At 61.0% G+C, this 3,446-nt stretch carries 4 protein-coding genes; all 4 read right to left on the reverse strand.

The genetic code is table 11. From position 1 onward, the window contains the following. Positions 1–148: 148 nt before the first annotated feature. Positions 149–1,048, reverse strand: a complete 900-nt coding sequence (locus A1355_RS09605) for a hypothetical protein (protein ID WP_064027408.1) — start codon at positions 1,046–1,048, stop codon at positions 149–151. 265 nt (positions 1,049–1,313) lie between these two features. Then, positions 1,314–2,024, reverse strand: coding sequence for a glycine-rich domain-containing protein (locus A1355_RS09610; protein ID WP_064027410.1), 711 nt, complete (start codon positions 2,022–2,024; stop codon positions 1,314–1,316). A 268-nt stretch (positions 2,025–2,292) separates the two neighbouring features. Next, positions 2,293–2,988, reverse strand: a complete 696-nt coding sequence (locus tag A1355_RS09615) for a hypothetical protein (RefSeq protein WP_231883625.1) — start codon at positions 2,986–2,988, stop codon at positions 2,293–2,295. A gap of 245 nt (positions 2,989–3,233) precedes the next feature. Beyond that, a partial coding sequence (locus tag A1355_RS26095; protein WP_231883626.1) for a hypothetical protein occupies positions 3,234–3,446 on the reverse strand: 213 nt, incomplete at its 5' end.

Genomic DNA, 3,446 nt, shown 5'->3' on the forward strand with positions numbered 1-3,446 from the left:
GCAATCGAGGCTTGCCCCGAGCGGAGCCGAGGGGGGCGGGACAATAAAACCGTTAAAGGCCACTCGATAAGCCCTAAATTCGCAGAGATTCAACAAACTGGCGCGCTATCGGCGCCCTGCCCCTGTCCGCGCTTACAAATCCCGCGTATCAGCCGGCCGGCGGCACCGGATTCGCGACCGGCGGGCTTTGCAACGAACGCAAGTAGTCCAACACCCGCGCCTGGCGCCAGCGGTCGTCGGCGGCGCAAGCGCCGAGCCGAGCCCGCCGGCAGGCGGCAACGGCCTCGTCGCCCCCCCGCTCGGTCCATGGCCGCAAATCGGCCGGCGTCTGGTTCAGCAGTTCCGCCGCCAATTCGGCCGGCGGCGGCGGGCCGTCGCGCAGCCAGGCTTCGGCTTGTTCGAAGCCATCGCGGCACATCAGCGCGATCATGTAATCGCAGGCCGATTGCAAACCGGGCCGCAGCCGGCCGGGACTGACCGACACCATCGGCAACAAGGGTGCCAGCGACGGCAGTACGTGATTGGCGTAAACCGTCGCGCCCCAATACGCTTCGGCGGTACGGCGAAAATGGGCGAGATCGCGCACCGCCAGCAAGCCGCTGCTTTCCAGCGGCAGGATTTCCACCGGCGGTTTGGCGACATCGACGGTATCGTTGGCGACATCCACATACAATCCGCCCACTTGCAACGCATTTTGGAAATATTGCTCGCGCAACACGCCCCATACCGAGCGTACGAAGCCGCCGTGAGCAATGAATTCGTGCAGCCAGCGTTCGACAGGCGTCTCGGCCAATCGCAGCCGGGTCGCCAACAGCGCATACACCTCGCGGGTAATTTCCTCGCAGCGCCCGTAGGGATAGGCCTTGCCGGCGGCGTCGGGCAGACTAAGCGCCAATTGGGCATCGACCTCGGCCCGCAACCCTAAAAAATAACGCGCCAGCGCATCGATCCGGCTGGCCAGATAGGTCTCGGTCAATGCGCGTTGACGGGGATCGACCGGCGCGATTTGTTGGGGTAGTAAAGAGGTCATCTCGGCGGGAATTGTCATCGCGAACCACCGTCCTGGCAAGCGAACGCCTGAAGAAGGCCGCAACGCCGCGCTTTACGCGCGCTGGCGGCCCGATGCTGTTCATCGATGCGAGACAAGCCGGAAAAGTTCGGCATGATCGACCTCCAAAGTCTCGGTCAGATACCTAAGGAACGACGCTATTCGGCATGGGCATCGCGAATGGTTTCAATCTCAAGTGCCTTCCTCCGTTGAAAAAGCGGGGCGACAACTCGCCGAGCACTGGCCGCCGTCGGCCATCGCCGCGTCAATCGCCGCCGCCGCCGCAGCCGCCACCACAACCGCCATCGCCGCCGTCACTATTACCGCCATCGCTACTGTCGCCGCTCCAGGACCCGTCGCCGAAGCCGTCGGTCGAGCCGTCGAAATCGTTGCTGGAGAAATCCCCGCCGCAGTAGGCCGTCCCACCGCCGGCATCGTCTTCGCGCCGCACGCCGCGACAATCCGGCACATAGACAAAGCCGTCGGTAATCTGGAGTTTTTTATCGATAGCAAACAGTAACGGCAAACGACTGGGATTGCGCGGATCGATATTCTCGTCACGGCAAGTCAGCCACCAAATTCGGCGCAAACCGCTGTTGTTTTGTTTATCCCGGCTCAGCACCACCGCCGGCGTATGGTGCAGAAAGCCGCCAAAGGCTTTTTTGCAGAAACTGTCGTAATGGCGGGTATATAAAATCAATTCGTGCCAGAGATCGTCGACCACTTGCGAGGGCATGGACACGTAACGGCGACCACCCAGCAAATAAGCCAGGAAAAACTGCCGCAAGGCCCGCCCCACCAACTGGCAATCCTTTAATGCCAATTCCGGCCGGCGCTTGCGAAGCTTGTCGTAAAGCGCCGGCGGAAAACGGTAAGTACGAATATAGTCGGCACGGGCGGAACGCCGTAAACGCCGCCAAAACGCTATCAGCAATACCAGCAGACCGGCGATGAAAAACAATACGGGTAGAGTCATGCGCCAAGTTTAGGCCATACGCCTGTCGTTTGCTGGGGTATCCGGGTTTCGCGGGCGTTGACTAAAACGGGGTACGCTACGCCGTTGCTTAGCCTAATGGCTTTAGTCGCAAGCAGACCCGCATGGCCGATAGGCTTTGACTAACTCCAAGAGCGCGGAAGACAAGGCGGCCGGCGCCGCACGGCGGCCGGATTTCGAGCAAAAAAAAGCCGCCCATCCCGGGCGGCAAAGTGGATAACGAGGTTTGCAAATCGATACGAGCGGCGGCTTACGGCAGAGTGCAGGTACCGTCGCCGCCATCGCGGATGTAGTAGTCGGTGGACAGCGTGCCGTTCGCGGCCGAGATCACGTTCGGGCCCGCGCCCAAAAACACCGGCACGGCTTTACGCGTGGTGCCGTTCAATTGGGTTAACGGCGTGCCGTTGATCGACACGTTCAATAGATAAGTGCCGTTATCGAACAGGTTAACAAAGGGTTGGGCATTGCCGGTGGCCGGATTGAAGGCGCAACCGGGGCTGACCAGCGCGTAGGATTTGCCGCTAGCCGCGTACTCTAAGGTGCCGTCGCTGCTGAAGGTATTGCCCGAGGTATCCGGCAGGCTGCAGAAATCCGCTTGGACCGTGAACGTATAGGTGTCGGCAACCCGTTTGGACAGAGCCACCACCACGCTGTTATTGCCGTCCGCCAGCCAAACCGGCACGGCGGGCTGGGCTGCGGTCACTTTAGCGACCGTGCCGCCATTGAGGCGAACCGTGGCCGTGGTTTTGGCGCTGGGATTGAACAGTCCCGCTTGGATCGTAGCGGCTTGGGCGCCGGTCGCCGGATTGATCGCGCAAGCGACGGCCCCCGACGCGAAGGTTTTACCGCTGGGACCGATTTGCACGGTGGTAGCGGCAACGGCGCTGGCCGACAGGCCCAACACGGTAAGAAAACTGAATAGCCTGACGGATAAGGCGTGGTTCATACGGTTTGTTCTCCTGAACGAATAAGATTAGGAAGCCAAAATCCTATTCGACGGCGATAAGCTCAAGCTGAATACCCCATTAAATTTAAGTTAAAGTGCCGCGCCAGTGAACCGCGCTTACCGACCAAGGGCAGCCGGTTTGCGGCGATACCGTCGACACCGGCCAGCCGCGAACCGAACCGGCGCAAACCGCTCGCCGCCGGCCCCACTAGCCCGCCCGTTCGAATTCCGCGCTGCGTTTGGCATTACGGCCGGCTCGCAAGGCTTTTTGGCTTACGAGCAAGGCTTTTAGCGTTGCGGGCAAGGCTCGGCGCCTTGCGTTTATTGCTCGGAGCTTTGCGCGCAAGGCTTTTGGCGTTGCGAGCAAGGCTCGGCGCCTTGCGTTTATTGCTCGGAGCTTTGCGCGTAAGGCTTTTGGCGTTGCGAGCAAGGCTCGGCGCCTTGCGTTTATCACGCTG

The organism is Methylomonas koyamae (assembly GCF_001644025.1).
GTDB lineage: Bacteria > Pseudomonadota > Gammaproteobacteria > Methylococcales > Methylomonadaceae > Methylomonas > Methylomonas koyamae_A.

What these genes read in the sequence shown, in the direction of transcription:
- A1355_RS09615 (WP_231883625.1), bottom strand. Translation starts at nt 2,988, where the DNA reads ATGAACCACGCCTTATCCGTCAGGCTATTCAGTTTTCTTACCGTGTTG.
- A1355_RS09605 (WP_064027408.1), bottom strand. Translation starts at nt 1,048, where the DNA reads ATGACAATTCCCGCCGAGATGACCTCTTTACTACCCCAACAAATCGCG.
- A1355_RS09610 (WP_064027410.1), bottom strand. Translation starts at nt 2,024, where the DNA reads ATGACTCTACCCGTATTGTTTTTCATCGCCGGTCTGCTGGTATTGCTG.